At 34.8% G+C, this 15,745-nt stretch carries 16 protein-coding genes; 9 read left to right on the top strand and 7 right to left on the bottom strand.

Going from position 1 to position 15,745, the window contains the following annotated elements:
• The first annotated feature begins 42 nt into the window (after positions 1–42).
• Together H7F21_RS13590 and H7F21_RS13585 are read left to right on the top strand one after the other, a co-directional pair.
• Entirely contained in the window at positions 43–1,797 is a 1,755-nt protein-coding gene (locus H7F21_RS13590) for an ABC transporter ATP-binding protein (protein ID WP_185789845.1), read from the top strand.
• Between the two features lie 66 nt (positions 1,798–1,863).
• Positions 1,864–2,253 carry a PUR family DNA/RNA-binding protein gene (locus H7F21_RS13585; RefSeq protein ID WP_185789844.1) on the top strand — a complete coding sequence of 130 codons (390 nt, stop codon included), beginning with the start codon at positions 1,864–1,866 and terminating at the stop codon, positions 2,251–2,253.
• Between the two features lie 92 nt (positions 2,254–2,345).
• Here the strand turns inward: H7F21_RS13585 and H7F21_RS13580 are convergent, their stop codons facing one another.
• Both H7F21_RS13580 and H7F21_RS13575 read right to left on the bottom strand, forming a co-directional pair.
• Positions 2,346–3,047 (bottom strand): tetratricopeptide repeat protein, encoded by a 702-nt coding sequence (locus tag H7F21_RS13580; RefSeq protein ID WP_185789843.1) that lies wholly within the window; start codon positions 3,045–3,047, stop codon positions 2,346–2,348.
• A gap of 109 nt (positions 3,048–3,156) precedes the next feature.
• Positions 3,157–4,089, bottom strand: a complete 933-nt coding sequence (locus H7F21_RS13575; protein WP_185789842.1) for a peptidylprolyl isomerase — start codon at positions 4,087–4,089, stop codon at positions 3,157–3,159.
• Between the two features lie 105 nt (positions 4,090–4,194).
• Here H7F21_RS13575 and H7F21_RS13570 point away from each other — a divergent pair, with 105 nt between their 5' ends.
• On the top strand, positions 4,195–4,653 hold the full coding sequence (locus tag H7F21_RS13570) for a hypothetical protein (protein WP_185789841.1): 459 nt from the start codon (positions 4,195–4,197) through the stop codon (positions 4,651–4,653).
• On the opposite strand, the gene recQ is transcribed toward H7F21_RS13570, so the two are convergent.
• Positions 4,654–6,855: a DNA helicase RecQ gene (gene recQ, locus H7F21_RS13565; protein ID WP_185789840.1), complete on the bottom strand. Its 2,202-nt coding sequence runs from the start codon at positions 6,853–6,855 to the stop codon at positions 4,654–4,656. It lies immediately after the preceding gene.
• A gap of 221 nt (positions 6,856–7,076) precedes the next feature.
• Between recQ and H7F21_RS13560 the strand changes: the two genes are divergently transcribed.
• The 4 genes from H7F21_RS13560 to lptB all read left to right on the top strand — a co-directional run bounded on the left by H7F21_RS13560 (position 7,077) and on the right by lptB (position 10,036).
• Entirely contained in the window at positions 7,077–8,042 is a 966-nt protein-coding gene (locus tag H7F21_RS13560) for a KpsF/GutQ family sugar-phosphate isomerase (RefSeq protein ID WP_185789839.1), read from the top strand.
• Complete coding sequence (gene tatC, locus H7F21_RS13555; RefSeq protein WP_185789838.1) at positions 8,042–8,872, top strand: twin-arginine translocase subunit TatC; 831 nt, start codon at positions 8,042–8,044, stop codon at positions 8,870–8,872. Before H7F21_RS13560 ends, tatC begins: the two co-directional genes overlap by 1 nt.
• Positions 8,873–8,874: 2 nt before the next feature.
• The gene (locus tag H7F21_RS13550) at positions 8,875–9,222 is read left to right on the top strand and encodes a carboxymuconolactone decarboxylase family protein (protein WP_185789837.1); all 348 of its coding nucleotides are present in this window, start codon (positions 8,875–8,877) and stop codon (positions 9,220–9,222) included.
• 73 nt (positions 9,223–9,295) lie between these two features.
• Complete coding sequence (gene lptB / locus H7F21_RS13545) at positions 9,296–10,036, top strand: LPS export ABC transporter ATP-binding protein (protein WP_185789836.1); 741 nt, start codon at positions 9,296–9,298, stop codon at positions 10,034–10,036.
• Here the strand turns inward: lptB and H7F21_RS13540 are convergent.
• Genes H7F21_RS13540 through H7F21_RS13530 form a run of 3 tightly spaced genes read right to left on the bottom strand, consistent with a single transcriptional unit; the run spans position 10,033 to position 11,923 of the window.
• Positions 10,033–10,335, bottom strand: a complete 303-nt coding sequence (locus tag H7F21_RS13540) for a hypothetical protein (protein ID WP_185789835.1) — start codon at positions 10,333–10,335, stop codon at positions 10,033–10,035. The genes lptB and H7F21_RS13540 overlap by 4 nt on opposite strands.
• Positions 10,332–11,141, bottom strand: coding sequence for a TerC family protein (locus H7F21_RS13535; protein WP_185789834.1), 810 nt, complete (start codon positions 11,139–11,141; stop codon positions 10,332–10,334). The genes H7F21_RS13540 and H7F21_RS13535 overlap by 4 nt, the downstream gene beginning before the upstream one ends.
• A gap of 23 nt (positions 11,142–11,164) precedes the next feature.
• Positions 11,165–11,923, bottom strand: a complete 759-nt coding sequence (locus tag H7F21_RS13530) for a CDP-alcohol phosphatidyltransferase family protein (protein ID WP_185789833.1) — start codon at positions 11,921–11,923, stop codon at positions 11,165–11,167.
• 144 nt (positions 11,924–12,067) lie between these two features.
• Here H7F21_RS13530 and H7F21_RS13525 point away from each other — a divergent pair, with 144 nt between their 5' ends.
• Both H7F21_RS13525 and H7F21_RS13520 read left to right on the top strand, forming a co-directional pair.
• On the top strand, positions 12,068–13,138 hold the full coding sequence (locus H7F21_RS13525) for a putative type IX sorting system protein PorV2 (protein WP_185789832.1): 1,071 nt from the start codon (positions 12,068–12,070) through the stop codon (positions 13,136–13,138).
• 3 nt (positions 13,139–13,141) lie between these two features.
• On the top strand, positions 13,142–14,311 hold the full coding sequence (locus H7F21_RS13520; RefSeq protein WP_185789831.1) for a lipoprotein N-acyltransferase Lnb domain-containing protein: 1,170 nt from the start codon (positions 13,142–13,144) through the stop codon (positions 14,309–14,311).
• Between the two features lie 7 nt (positions 14,312–14,318).
• Here H7F21_RS13520 and H7F21_RS13515 read toward each other — a convergent pair whose 3' ends face one another.
• Positions 14,319–15,713 carry an exopolysaccharide biosynthesis polyprenyl glycosylphosphotransferase gene (locus H7F21_RS13515; protein ID WP_185789830.1) on the bottom strand — a complete coding sequence of 465 codons (1,395 nt, stop codon included), beginning with the start codon at positions 15,711–15,713 and terminating at the stop codon, positions 14,319–14,321.
• Positions 15,714–15,745 lie beyond the last annotated feature (32 nt).

Below are 15,745 nucleotides of genomic sequence, written 5' to 3'. Positions count from 1 at the left end.
AAAATAGGATTAACGCAATATTTTTGACGGACGAAATACAATATGAACGCACTAAAGCATCTAAATAAATACTTCTTTAAGTACAGATATCGCCTAATTATTGGTATCATAATTACCATTGTTGCCAAGATTTTTGCTCTTTTTACACCAAGATTAGTTGGTGCTTCCATTAATGTGGTTTCAGATCGTTTAGATGGTAAAATTACCGAAGAAGTTTTTAGAAGCGAATTGATGATAAACATTCTCTATCTCGTTGGTGCAGCTGTTGTCGCTGGTCTATTCACTTTTCTAATGCGACAGACCATCATAAATGTCTCAAGGTATATTGAATATGATCTTAAAAATGAAATCTATCAACATTATCAGGTATTATCCCAAAACTTCTATAAGTCCAATAGAACTGGAGACTTAATGAACCGTATCAGTGAAGATGTTGGTAAGGTTCGTATGTATGTTGGGCCAGCATTAATGTACACCATGAATACGCTCACCCTTTTCACAGTTGCCATCATTTATATGGTAAATACAGCGCCAACGCTAACGCTGTACACCCTACTGCCATTGCCAATTCTATCTGTAACTATTTATAAATTAAGTCGATTAATTAATAAGAGAAGTACCATAGTACAAGAGTCGTTGTCTACACTATCTACCTATTCACAGGAAACATTTAGTGGCATTTCAGTGATTAAGTCTTATGGTATTGAACCTAGAACCAATACAGAATTTGAAGATCTTTCCGCGGAAAATAGACAGAAACAAATCAATCTCACTAAAGTTCAGGCTTTGTTTTTCCCATTGATGATCTTGTTAATCGGTATAAGTAATATCATTGTCATTTATATTGGGGGAAGACAATATATGAATGGACAGATTGAAAATATAGGTACCATTGCTGAATTTATTATTTATGTGAATATGCTAACATGGCCTGTCGCTACTGTCGGTTGGGTGACATCTCTAGTTCAGCAAGCAGAAGCCTCCCAAAAACGTATCAATGAGTTTTTGGAAACAGAACCCGACATAAAAAACAAAGTCAATGAATTGACACCTATTAAGGGTGATATAGAGTTCAAAAATGTATCCTTTATATATCCTGATACTAATATTGAAGCACTTAAGAACGTCAGTTTTAAATTGAATTCTGGTGAAACCCTTGCCATATTGGGCAAAACTGGCTCTGGAAAATCAACAATTTTAGATTTAATAGGAAGACTTTACGATATTGACAATGGGAAAATCTTTGTGGATGATAGTCCAATTGCAGAATTAAACCTCTACAGTCTTAGAGAAAGCATTGGTTACGTACCCCAAGATGCTTTTTTGTTTTCGGATAGCATTAAGAATAATATCAAATTTGGCAAAGAGGATGCTACGGACGAAGAAGTTATTGAAGCTGCTAAGAACGCTCGAGTTCACAAGAATATTATTGGTTTCAATAAAAGTTATGATACTGTTCTAGGTGAACGCGGCATCACGCTTTCTGGTGGTCAAAAGCAAAGGGTTTCCATAGCACGAGCGATTATTAAACGACCAGAAATCTTATTATTTGATGATTGTCTATCTGCGGTAGATACGGAAACGGAAGAAAAAATCCTTAAGAATTTGGTAAAGCTCACAAAGGATAAAACGACCATTATCGTGAGTCATCGTGTATCTTCAGCCAAAAACGCAGATAAGATAATTGTATTGGAAGATGGCAAAATAATTCAGACTGGAAATCATCAAAGTCTTATTGATACTGATGGTTACTACAAAGAGTTATATACGAAACAACTCTCCGAAAAAGAATTATAAGAATTTGTTGGCTAGGTAAGTTTTTTTTTAGATTTTTGATTTGAATTAAAAAAATTAAGATTAGCTATGAGCGATTATGAAATGATGGACAAGGAAGAAATATATTCGAAAGTACTGCGTGCTGGAAGACGAACTTATTTCTTTGACGTTAGAGCAACTAAGGCAGGAGATTACTACTTGACTATTACTGAAAGTAAAAAGTTCACCAATGATGATGGATCTTTCCATTATAAAAAGCATAAGATTTACCTGTACAAAGAAGACTTTTCTGAGTTTAGGGAAATTTTAGCTGAAATGACGGACTACATTATCACTGAAAAAGGTGAAGAAGTTATTAGTGAACGTCATCAAAAAGATTTTAAACGTGACGATGACTTTGTAGCTCAGGAAGCTAAAACACCAGAAGACACTAAAGGTACAGATAGTTTTACAGATATCAGTTTTGACGATATCTAAGCGACTTTGCCAGATCAATACATTATAAAAAAACCGTTGCGACATGTAACGGTTTTTTTAATGCCTTTAATTTATTGACGTCTAGAATATTTCTAATCTTCTTTAGGACTGTAGATGTTTAAAAAACGTTCTGCGCGCTTATTTCTTGGATTGATCTCCAAAGCCACCTTATAATTGTGGTATGCTTGCAAACTATCTCCACTTGTAAGATAAGCATCAGCTAGACTATCGTAGACATTATCGCTATTTGGATGGAGCTTTACATTAAGTTCAAATACACCAATAGCCTTATCATACTCCTTTTTTCTCAAATGCTTGTAACCTGTTCTATTAAAATCCCACTCATTAATATAGGAACTTGTAGAATCTTGCTTTTTGATTTTCATATAACCAGCTAATGCCTTTTCAAAATCCCCCTCTGCCAAATATTGACTTGGTGTTTTATAGCTGTCTGCAACTTTTAAATAATCATAAGTTATTTTATCTTCATCATCCTCAAGTATTGCAGATAAATAGCGTTCATTGGTCTCAGGATGTTGTACAAAACGAAATTTTTTATACATGTCTGGAATAAAAAATTCGTTCATTTCTAAGGTGACAGGCTCTATGTCTCCACCTTTCCAATTCAGGCGAAGTTTATTGTCTTCATAATACACCAAGATTAGTTCATCCGGATTATAGAGGTACTTCCCAGAAGTTTCTTTTTTAAATTGCTCGGAATATTCGATAGATTTTGAGCAACCCATAATAACTGATGCTACTAATAGTGGAAAAATAGCTACTTTAAATTTCATTTTTGATTGGTTGATATTTGTTAAAATAAAAAAAGTCTCACTTTTAGTGAGACGATTTTTTTTGAATTTTGTTACAATGTTAGACTTCGATAAGCTCAGTCTATTGACCTTATTTTATGTCCATTAGCTCCACATCGAAAACCAAAGTCGCATTTGGCGGAATTACACCACCTGCTCCAGCAGCACCGTAAGCCAAATCACTTGGAATCACCAAACGTGCTTTATCACCAACATTTAATAAACAAATACCTTCGTCCCAACCAGGAATTACTTGCCCTACACCTACTTGAAAGTCTAGTGGTGCATTTCTTTTATATGAGGAATCAAAAACAGTTCCATCTGCTAACTGACCTTTATAATGTACAGACACCATGTTACCTTTTTCTGCTTTTTTACCATCGCCTTTTTGAATCACTTTATAGCGCAACCCAGAATCCGTTTCATCAAAACCAGCTGCCAATTTATCTAGCTCTGCCCTAGCTGCTTCACGTTCTGCAGCAACACGCTTTTCACGAGCACCTTCGAATGTTCTAAATGCTTCAATAGCATTAAATTGTTCAGCTGCGTCTCCCACTCTAACAATTTCTAAGCTTTCAATATTATCACCTTGAGCGACAGCATCAACGACGTCTTGTCCTTCAATGACATTCCCAAAAACTGTGTGCTTACCATCTAACCAATCTGTAGCAACATGAGTAATAAAGAACTGACTTCCGTTAGTGCCTGGGCCTGCATTCGCCATAGACAATTTCCCAGGCGCATCATGCTTTAAATCCGGATGAATTTCATCATCAAACTTATAGCCTGGATTTCCTGTTCCTGTACCTTGAGGACAGCCTCCTTGAATCATAAAATCTGGAATCACTCTATGAAATTTTAAACCATCATAGTAGGGTGTCCCTTGTGGTTTAGCCGAATTTTCTAAATTTCCTTCTGCTAAAGCAACAAAGTTACCTACTGTTCCTGGAGTCTTCTCGAACTCTAAATTCACCAATATTTCACCTTTCGAGGTGTTGAATTTTGCGTATAAACCGTCTTGCATTGTTTTTTATTTATTTAAGTGCGCAAAGATACGAAGAAAGTTGGAAGCTGAAAGTTGGATGTGTAGCGTTAAGATTTGCAAATTAATTTATTAAACCTAGTTTTGTTGAAAACTAAATATATGGGCTTTTCATTTTCCAAACTCTTCAACAAAACAGCATCAGATGCTAACACTTCTGATACAATAGACGCCATTATTGAAACCGTTGAAAATACACCTTATGGTGTATCTGACACCAATGTCCTCTTTGCTGGTTTAAATGAATTGGGTGGCTACTACTTCTTTCAGACTGTGATTGTAGGAACACTTAACGTGAAAAGCAAAAAGGGAGCTCAACTTTCTTTTAAAGGTGACACATTTGAATTGATTCTAGACTCTGATATCCAAGAGTTTGAGTCGGACCATACGGATGTTAAAGGACGCTACGTCACAAAAATTGATTTTCAGATTGAAGAATCGGATATTGAAAATTTACAAAATACTGAACTAAGAACAGTTCTTATTAAAGTTAAAAACCAAAAGCTAGAATTTAAGAAATATAAAATTCATGATGAAGAGGAATAATCAATTCGCGACCTCACTCATAAATTTAATACGGTACAAACGTAGCTCTTCATCTTCGTAGTCGCCATCAAATTCTTCAACAGCATCTGAGATTTTATCGCTTTCAGATTCCATAAAGTAGTCATGGATTTCTTCTTGTTGGTCCTCGTCCAAAATTTCATCAATCCAGTAATTGATGTTCAACTTTGTCCCAGAGAATACTATGGATTCCATTTCCTTAATAAAATCAGACATTTCCATACCCTTAGCAGAAGCAATGTCGTCCAATCTCAGTTTTCTATCGACATTCTGGATGATATAAAGCTTTAATGCAGAGTTAGAACCTGTAGATTTCACGACCATATCATCTGGTCGCATAATGTCGTTTTCTTCGACATAGTTGGCAACCAGTGCAATGAAGTCCTTGCCATATTTCTTGGCCTTACTCTCACCAACACCATGAACATTGGATAATTCCTCCAAATTAATTGGATATTTAAGTGCCATATCCTCCAATGACGGATCTTGAAAAATTACAAACGGTGGCACACCTAATGCCTTAGCATTGCGCTTGCGTAAGTCCTTGAGCAGGGTCATTAATTTCTCATCGGCTACTGCGCCACCACCCTTGGCGTTGGTTACGATACCATCATTTGTACTTTCATCAAACACATGGTCTTCGGCCATCATAAACGATTTAGGGCTCTTTATAAATGCCTTACCCTCATCACTTAATCGCAGTACACCATAGGTCTCTATATCCTTTTTCAAATAACCCGCAACCAATACCTGACGTATTAATGCCATCCAATATCTAGCATCCTTGTCTTTTCCTACTCCAAAAAACGGCTGGGTATCCGTTTTATGCGAACTGATCAAGGCATTTGACTTCCCCACCAGAACTTGAACCAAATCCTTGGATTTATATTTTTCATTGGTATTTTGAATAGTTTCTAAAAGTATTTTCACATCGTCTTGAGCTTCAACTTGCTTTTTGGGGTTTCGCACATTATCATCCATATCACCACCTTCTCCAGTTTCATTGTCGAATTCTTCTCCGAAATAATGCAGAATAAATTTTCTTCTGGATATAGATGTTTCGGCAAAAGCAACAACTTCCTGCAACAAGGCGTGGCCAATTTCCTGTTCAGCCACAGGTTTACCTGACATGAACTTCTCAAGTTTTTCGATATCCTTATAGGCATAATAGGCCAGACAATGCCCTTCACCTCCATCACGACCAGCTCTACCAGTTTCTTGGTAGTAACTTTCAATACTTTTTGGAATATCATGGTGAATCACAAAGCGTACATCTGGTTTATCAATTCCCATTCCAAAAGCAATCGTCGCCACAACCACATCTGTATCTTCCATCAAAAACATATCCTGATGTTTCACCCTAGTTTTGGCGTCCAATCCCGCATGATAGGGAACCGCTTTAACTCCATTAACTTGAAGCACTTGCGCCAATTCCTCAACACGTTTTCTGCTCAAACAATATATAATACCAGATTTACCTTCATTCTGTTTTACAAAACGGATAATATCGGCATCTACATTTTTAGTTTTGGGTCTTACTTCATAATATAAATTTGGTCTATTAAATGATGCCTTAAAAGTGACAGCATCAGACATTCCTAAACTCTTTAAGATATCCTCTTGCACTTTTGGCGTTGCTGTGGCCGTGAGTCCTACAATAGGAATATCATCACCAATACGTTTTATAATATGTTTTAGGTTTCTGTATTCTGGTCTAAAATCATGTCCCCATTCACTGATACAGTGCGCTTCATCTACAGCCATAAATGAGATTTTGACTGTTCTCAAAAAGTCAACATACTCCGCTTTTGTCAACGATTCTGGAGCAACATAAAGCAGTTTGGTAATTCCGTTTGTGATATCATCTTTTACGCGCTTTACTTCGGTTTTGTTCAATGAAGAATTTAGAACGTGTGCCACACCTTCATTCTCAGATACCGCTCTAATAGCATCGACCTGATTTTTCATCAACGCGATTAGAGGAGACACCACAATTGCCGTTCCTTCCTTAATTAAAGCCGGTAGTTGATAACAAAGTGATTTTCCACCACCAGTAGGCATAATAACAAAAGTGTTGTTACCTGCTATGACATTTTTAATAACCTCTTCCTGAAGACCTTTGAACCCTGAAAAACCAAAGAATTTTTTTAGTGCGGAGTGCAAGTCAATTTCTGCAATACTCATTAATCCCTATTACTATTTTATATACATTTCTTCCGTAAAAAACTAAATTTCGCTTTACCTAAAAGTGCAGAATTTAGTACTACATCAGTAACCACAATATTAGTCCATAGTTTTTTTCATTCGCTTATTCTGAATCTTCGAATGAAAAAATTCATGTACTTTTGCATAACCTTAAAGATAACAATTTCTTTAAATCTAAAAAACGCATTAAATAATTAGTTTTGAACACTGTGTCATCCATTTTAAACACTGCAAAAAGCACTATAATATCTGAAAGCAAAGCGATTGAAAACTTATCGCATCTACTTACAGAAGATTTTGCCAGAGCGGTAGAATTGATCTACAATTCCAAGGGTAGAGTAATTATAACAGGAATTGGAAAAAGTGCCATTATTGCTAATAAAATTGTGGCCACTTTAAATTCTACCGGAACTCCAGCCGTATTTATGCATGCTGCAGATGCTATCCATGGTGATTTAGGACTTATTCTAGAAGACGATGTTGTGATTTGCATTTCTAAAAGTGGCAATACCCCTGAAATTAAAGTATTGGTGCCACTGATTAAGAATGCTAAAAATAGAATGATTGCTATAACAGGAAACAAAGATTCTTTTTTAGGGCAACAAGCGGACCATGTTCTAAATGCCTATGTGGAGCAGGAAGCGTGCCCAAATAATTTGGCACCAACTACAAGTACAACGGCTCAATTGGTCATGGGAGATGCTTTAGCCATTTGTTTATTGGAACTCAGAGGTTTTTCAAGTAAGGATTTTGCCAAGTATCATCCTGGTGGCTCTCTGGGAAAACGACTGTATCTGAGGGTGAATGATTTATCATCCCAAAACTTAAAACCTCAAGTAGGTCTAGATGCTAGTTTAAAGGAAGTTATTGTTGAAATTACCGAAAAGATGCTCGGTGTTACGGCCGTAATTGATAATAATACCATTGTAGGTATTATTACTGATGGTGATTTAAGACGCATGTTGAGCAAAAGTGATGATATTGGAGGTCTTAAGGCTAGAGACATAATGAGCAACAGTCCAAGGCGTATTTCAGAAGATGCCATGGCGGTTGATGCAAAAGAAATCATGGAAGAATATGGTATCTCACAATTGCTTGTTGAGGATAATGGAAAATATGCTGGTGTTGTACATCTTCATGACTTAATAAAAGAAGGCATTATATAATGGCGAAAAATATTGATGAAATGTCTTTTTTAGACCATCTTGAAGAATTAAGGTGGCATTTAATTAGAGCAACATTAGGTATTGTACTAGCTGCAACTTTAGCTGGTTTTTTTTATAAATTCATTTTTGATACTGTTATTTTTGGACCTACTCAAATGGATTTCCCAACATACAACGGATTGTGCCAAGTCTCTAATCTTTTGGGTATTGAGGACTCTACATTTTGTGCTGATAAATTTCCTTTTGTTATTCAGAATCGGACAGTTGCGGGACAATTTTCTGCTCATATCTGGACATCAATCTACGCTGGATTCATAATTGCATTTCCTTATGTATTGTACCAGCTGTGGCGTTTTATAAGTCCAGGTCTAATGCCCAACGAACGAAAGAATTCAAGAGGTTTTTTAGTCATTGCATCATTGTTATTTTTTCTAGGTGTTCTTTTTGGGTATTATATCGTAACGCCTTTATCAATTAATTTCTTAGCCAATTACCAAATCAGTGCGCAAATTTCCAATGAATTTGATGTTAGTTCTGTGATTGCTATTGTACGATCTTCAGCCCTAGCCTCTGGCTTTGTATTTGAATTACCAATTATCATATATTTCTTGACCAAAATAGGATTGGTAACGCCTGAATTTTTAAGAAAGTACAGAAAATATGCCTTAGTAATTGTTTTAATATTATCAGCAATTATAACACCACCAGATATTGCGAGTCAAGTGATTGTAGCTATTCCAATTTTGATATTATATCAAGTGAGTATCTATATTTCGGCAGTAGTTGTCAGAAATCAAAACAGAAAATATACAAAAGTTAAGACCAAATAATTATGTCTGATATCGTCAAAGAATTCAATGATTATCGTTCTAAGATGAATGATAAAATTTTAGCTGACAATAATAAAATTGTAAAACGTATTTTTAATTTGGATACCAATGCCTTTGCAGAAGGTGCTTTGGATAAGAAGACCAAGGAATTACTGGGTTTGGTAGCTTCAACCGTATTACGTTGTGATGATTGTGTAAAATACCATTTGGAAGCATCCTACAACGAAGGCTTAACAAAAGCCGAAGTAAGCGAGGCTCTTGGCATTGCGACACTGGTAGGTGGTACCATCGTAATTCCGCATTTAAGACGTGCCCATGAGTATTGGGAAGCGTTGGAAAATCAAGGTTAAACTTTTTATAAATGTAAGCTAGTCATGACCAAATCTATATGATTTTGTTATTTTTAGCGTTCTAACAAGCATTATGAAGCTACGCGCAGAACATTTAATGAAGTCCTACAGCGGACGAAAAGTAGTAAAGGATGTCTCCTTGGAAGTTAATCAAGGAGAAATTGTTGGACTACTAGGTCCAAATGGCGCTGGTAAAACGACCTCATTCTATATGATCGTTGGAATTATAAAACCAAATGGTGGTAACATTTATTTAGATGATACTGATATTACCAAATATCCAATGTATAAGCGCGCCCAAAACGGTATTGGCTATTTAGCACAAGAAGCATCTGTTTTCAGAAAGCTGAGTATCGAAGACAATATTCTAAGTGTACTTCAGCTCACTAAACTTAGTAAGAAAGAACAGCATGATAAAATGGAGTCCTTAATTGAGGAATTTGGTTTGGGACACATAAGAACCAATAGAGGAGATTTACTTTCTGGAGGAGAGCGACGAAGAACTGAGATTGCTCGTGCTTTAGCTACAGATCCAAATTTTATTCTTTTGGATGAGCCCTTTGCTGGTGTTGATCCAGTAGCTGTTGAGGACATACAACGTATAGTTGCAAAACTGACCAAAAAGAATATTGGTATTCTCATTACCGATCATAATGTACAGGAAACTTTGGCAATTACTGACAGAACGTATTTAATGTTTGAAGGTGGTATCCTTAAAGCTGGTAAACCAGAAGAACTCGCCAGTGACAAAATGGTACGCAAGGTTTACTTAGGTCAGAATTTTGAACTGCGCAAAAAGAAGCTGGAGTTTTAGTATTTTAATTTTTCCCTAACTCTTCTTAACAAAGAAATGCTTCCAAGAATCAAAAAGGTTTGAATCAATACATTAATAACCCAAAAAATGGCTCTTATTAGTAATGGTTCGTTAACATAAAATGGAAGACCTTTGTGAATAAGACCTATTGGCATACTAAAAACAGCCATCAACATATTAATTACCGATGAAAATTCGTTTTCGCTCTGATTAAATATATCGGCCAACCCAACTAAAAATTGGGTAAGTAACAATATAAAAAATACGATCAGAAAGCGCTTGACTGGAAATTTTTTCATTTTTTAGATATTTCTTCTTTGATTAATTTTTTCTGGTAACGTCCTTGTACTATATCTACAACTACCAAGACTGCAATTACAAAATAAAACGTGGTTTTACTCATTGGTACAATTTCGTTTCCGAAAATTTTAAGGTGTGCTAAATGCCCTCCTTCAGTAACTAACATTATTCCTACAATAAATAAGATAAACAAGCCTAGTACTTCATACATTCTGTTCTTAGCAAGGAATATAGATATTTTATCTGCCAATAGCAACATTAACAATCCACTCGCTATTATCGCAATAGCCATGACTATAAATGCAGTAGTTGAATTTTCTATATCACTTGTTAAACCTATGGCTGCCAATATAGAATCAAAAGAGAATACCAAATTCATAATAACAATACTCACTATAGCTGCATTTGCCGATTTACTTCGTTTTGATGTAGAGTCACTTTCAATATCATGACTTAAATCTTCTGTGGAAATCATGTGCCAAATTTCCTTTATGGCTGTATAAATAATAAATCCACCACCAGCAAGAACGATTAAACTATGCCCATTAAAAGCAAATTTTAAAATATCATCAATCCCACCAGTCAAAAACGAAAATGGTTCTTGAAAATACTCTATGACCGATACCAAAACAAAAAGCAAGATTATCCTGAGTACAATGGCGATAAGAATTCCAACTTTCCTTACTCGCTTTTGCTCGTCTAAAGGTGCTTTTTTAGATTCAAGTGATATGTATAACAGGTTATCAAAACCTAAAACTGCTTGGAGCATAACAAGCATTAAAAGCGTAAAAATAACTTCGGCCATAGTTTATGTCTTCATTAAATGCATTAGTAAATATTTTTTTTATCCAATAACGATAGAATAATATATAATCCTATGATGAGCGGTATCGCCGCAAATTGTAAAACAATAAGCATCACTAAACTCATCATTAAAAAGATATAACGGATTGCGTTGTTCTTAAAACCGTAATCTTTAAATTTTAAGGCAAATAGCTTTAAATTGGAATTAAGTAAGTAGCAACTCAAAAGTGTTAGACCTATAAGAAACCATTTATTGATGATTATTGCATTCATAATATCATTATTCTGATACTCTAAAATTAACGGTAAGGATAAAATCATTAATGTATTTGCCGGCACAGGCAAGCCTTTAAAATAAGTCTGTTGATCTTCATCTAAATTAAATTTTGCCAAACGATATGCCGATGCCATTGGAATAAGAAAACCCATTAAGGGAAGAATGGACAATTTGAAACCTTGCCAATGAAAAATGGAATTCCAACCATCACTATATGTTGAATAATCTGGAGCATCAACAGTAAAGGAAATCAACTTAAACATAATAATACCAGGAACCACACCACTAGTTACTAAATCTGCTAATGAATCTAACTGTATACCTAAAGCACTTTGTACATTCAATTTTCGAGCTAAAAGCCCATCAAAAAAATCAAAAAATATACCTAGAAACACAAATATTACCGCTGCTACAAAATTGCCATAAACAGCAAAAACAACGGCAATACAGCCAGAAAATAAATTAAGTAGCGTGACTATATTTGGGATATGTCTTTTAATATCCATTATTAGTTAGTTTCTGTAAAAATAAAAAAGTATTTGAGCTTAGCTTCTTTTTTTCTTCAAATTGCCAGTTAATTGGACAATAAGAAGCGTCTTTTGAAGTTAAATAGATAGAAAAATTGTGCATCTTTGTAAAAAATTTTGCTGTTGAAAAATTACGCTGTAATTCTCTTAACACTTGTTACACTTATTGTTTCGGCTCAAACCACAAGAAAATATTCAAACGAATTTATGAATATTGGTGTGGATGCTGCGGCATTGGGCATGAGCAATGCTGTGGTCTCTCAAACTGCAGATGTAAATTCAGGATACTGGAATCCTGCAGGCTTGGTGCATCTAGAAGATAACCAACTTGCTTTGATGCATTCGAGTTATTTTGCCAATATTGCCAATTATAATTATATAGCATATGCCATGCCTTTGGATGACAGAAGTGCTGCAGGTATTTCAATTATAAGATTTGGTGTTGATGATATTTTAGATACCACACAACTTATTGATGATCAAGGAAATATAAATTACGATAGAATAAGCACGTTTTCTACAGCAGATTATGGATTGACATTTTCTTATGCTAGAAAGCTTCCGCTAGATGGATTAAATTTTGGTGTTAATGCTAAAGTGATTAGACGAATCATTGGTGATTTTGCATCGTCTTGGGGATTTGGCTTGGATGCTGGTATTCAGTTTGAAAATAAATCGGGTTGGAAATTTGGCCTTATGGCTAGGGATATTACCACTACCTATAATGCTTGGTCGATTGATGAAGATAAGTTTGAACAAATCAGCGGTGCCGTTGAAGGGCAAAACCAGGAATTACCTGAAACCACAGAAATTACTATTCCAAAATTGCAATTGGGCATGTCTAAAAAGTGGATTTTTAATTATGATTATTCACTTTTGGCTGCAGCTAACCTAAACGTAAGATTTGAGGAGAATAATGATGTTTTTTCCACGTCATTTGCCAGTATAAATCCTGCATTAGGATTTGAGTTTGGTTACACGGATTTGGTGTTTTTAAGAGGTGGTCTAGGAAACTTTCAAAACGAATTACAAATTGATAATTCTGAAGATCTGACTTTTCAACCAAATTTTGGTGTTGGTTTTAAATATAAAGGCGTTCAGATAGACTATGCTTTTACAGATATCGGAGACCAAAGTGCTGCTTTGTATTCTAATGTATTTTCTTTAAAAATAGATTTTAGTATTTTTAGATAGCCTATGAAAATAAAACTATCTTTTTTCTTTTTATTTTCCTTATCATTATTAGGATTTGGACAGCGGTATCAGTTGGCTCCAGATGCTAAAGTATCGGTACTAACCTTTGGTCCAGGACAATCCTTAAACGATTCCTTTGGACACAATGCTTTTAGGATAGTAGATAAAGACAGAAGTATTGATTTGGTTTACGGTTATGGTGAGTACGATTTTGATGCTCCTAATTTTTACTTAAAGTTTGCAAGAGGCAAGTTAAATTACCTAATTAGCAAGCATAATTTTTCAGATATTTATTATCACTACTCAAGTTATGATCGTTCTATAGATGAACAGGTCTTAAACCTCAACATTGAAGAAAAACAAAGGCTTTTTGAGTTTCTTGAAAATAATTACAAGCCTGAAAATAGAGGATATAAATACGACTTCTTCTATGATAATTGCGCCACAAAAATAAGAGACATATCACAAGATGTAACAGTAGGAGATATTGACTTTATTACTCCTGAAGATTATAAACCAAAGACTTTTAGGTCTCTTATATATGAGCATTTAAACAAGAATTCTTGGGGAAGCCTAGGTATTGACGTCGCATTGGGTTCTATTGTAGACAGAGAAGTATCTGCTAATGAATATATGTTTTTGCCAAAATATATCCACTCCTTTTTTGCGAACGCAAAATCTAATGGTAAAAATCTGGTGAAAAACTCATCAAATTTATATTCAAACAAAAATGAAAAGACTAGTGGTAACTTATTACTAAGTCCTTTAATGATAATAGGTGCAATTAGTCTTTTTATAGTTTTTATTACTTATCGAGATTATAAAAATAATGAAAGAAGTAACTGGTTAGATATTACCCTCTTTATGTTAACTGGCGTTATCGGTCTACTCCTTTTATTCTTGTGGTTTGGAACCGATCATACAGCGACGGCATACAACTACAATGTCCTATGGGCCGTTCCTTTTAATATTTTTGTAGTAGGCCAGTTATTTAGAAAGAAAGCTAAAAATTGGTTCAGAAACTACATAAAATTTTTGGTGATCATGCTTTGTCTTTTATCCTTGCATTGGATCATCGGAGTTCAGGTTTTCGCCGTTGGCATCATTCCTTTACTTATAGCTTTGCTAGTTCGATACATATACTTAATACAGTTTTACAAGAAAATCAAATAAGTTCTCGTTACTGACCTCGATAGTATAATATAGTGCTCAAGGTTTTAATTACAATATTAAAATCTAGAAAAATACTGCGATGCTTAATATAATACAAGTCATACTGCAGTTTGGTAAGACTATCATCTATTGATGATCCATATCTAGTTTTTACCTGAGCCCAGCCTGTAAGACCAGGTTTTATAATATGTCTAGTTTCATAAAATGGTATTATTCTAGATAATTCGTTAACAAAAAATGGGCGCTCTGGTCTTGGGCCTATAATACTCATGTCGCCTTTTAGAACGTTATAAAATTGAGGGATTTCATCTAATCGCGATCGTCTCAAAAACTTTCCAAAAGCTGTAATTCGGTTATCATTCTTTTTTGCCCATCTCACACCATCTTTTTCTGCATTAATGACCATAGTTCTAAGCTTAACAATTCTAAAAGGTTTACTATTCTTTCCAACACGCTCTTGAATATAAAATAAGGGCCCTGTGTTTGCCAGAATGTTTCCTATTAGTATAAATGGTAAAAGTAGTAAGCCAATTGAAAGTCCAATAATTGAGCAGATGATATCGAATGTTCTTTGAAAAAAGATATAAAGCTTATTTTCATTACTCCTACTAAACGGAAAGTATTTATAAAAATCCCTACCCACAAACTGAATTGGTACTCTATGCAAAAGCTCTTCATAGACCTGTGTGTATTCTCTTATCTTAAACCCGCGTTCTAACAATAACAACAAATCGTGATAAACCTCTGGAATTATAGCGTCTGAGTTAAAACTTGCAACCAATACTTCTGAAATCTTTTCTCTTTGAATTGCCACCAAGAAATCTTCCGCACCAAATTCTTTCAAGCCTTTAAATTTTACAGATTCTGATGACGAACTTTCACTATTAACAAAACCAATAATTCTGTAATTGGGATCTGAGGTATCAAGAGCCTTGACCAATCCTTCTATGTTGGACACTTCTCCAACAAGCAGTATACGCTTATAAAACCTAGGAGTCTCAATGAGGCTAATATATGCCAATCTCCATATTAGCAGAGAAATAATTAATACTAAATAAAAATAGACGATCTGAATTCTGTCTTCTGGTAAGGAAGGAGATAAGATTGGAGTTAGAAGATAAAATAATACAACAGTAGAAATAGTAATCACTATATTCCTAAATGTAACTTCCAAAATACTAGCTTTCTGAAGGTCGTACAACTCGAATATTGTTCCAAAAACTATAATATATGTCCCAAGTAATATTAATGCTACTAAATTTTCTGTTCCTAGCAATATATACTCGAAATTTGAATAGAATCCAAGTCCATATATACCTAAATAAACTACAGCTAAATCCATTATTCGAAGTAGAACTTTACGTTCAGAAACTTCGAAATGGATACCTTTTTTATGTTTCATTTAAAGGGTAGAATAGAATCGACTATGCAGTA

The organism is Winogradskyella flava (assembly GCF_014243395.1).
GTDB lineage: Bacteria > Bacteroidota > Bacteroidia > Flavobacteriales > Flavobacteriaceae > Winogradskyella > Winogradskyella flava.
The sequence above is the reverse complement of the archived record's forward strand: the minus strand, read 5'-3'. Positions and strand labels throughout refer to the sequence as shown.